Annotated in this window: 1 protein-coding gene; it reads left to right on the forward strand. The window is 73.7% G+C overall.

Features of this window, described 5'->3' with window-relative positions:
* On the forward strand, nt 1-668 hold a 668-nt coding region (locus tag ACODRW_RS24285; protein WP_488906919.1), incomplete at both ends, for an AMP-binding protein.

Below are 668 nucleotides of genomic sequence, written 5' to 3' on the forward strand. Positions count from 1 at the left end.
CCCGTCTATCTGGCCGAGCTGATCCGCCGCCGCGGCGTCACCACCCTGCATTTCGTCCCGTCCATGCTGGACGCCTTCCTGCAGGAGCCCGCCAGCGCCGGCTGCGCCAGCCTGCGCCGCGTGCTGTGCAGCGGCGAAGCCTTGCCCGCGCCGCTGCTGGCCCGCGCCGCCCAGACGCTGCCCTGCCCGCTGCATAATCTCTACGGCCCCACCGAGGCCGCCGTCGACGTCACCGCCTGGACTTGCGATCCGGTGCGCGACAGCCGCTCGGTGCCCATCGGTCACCCAATCTGGAACACCCAGCTCTTCGTGCTCGACGCCATGCTGCGGCCCTTGCCGCCCGGCATTCCCGGCGAGCTGTACCTGGGCGGCGTCGGCCTGGCCCGCGGCTATCTGCGCCGTCCGGCGCTGACTGCCGAGCGCTTCGTCGCCCACCCCTTCGCCGCCGGCCAGCGGCTGTACCGCACCGGCGACCGCGTCGTCCGCCGCGAGGACGGCGCGCTGGACTATCTGGGCCGCCTAGACCATCAGGTCAAGCTGCGCGGACTGCGCATCGAGCTGGGCGAGATCGAAGCCGCGCTGCTGGACCAGCCCGGCGTCGCCCAGGCCGTGGTCCTGATCCGCGAGGACGCGCCCGGGCAGCGCCGGCTGGTCGCCTACGCGGTGCC

The sequence above is a fragment of the Chromobacterium sp. FG89 genome, from assembly GCF_057808735.1.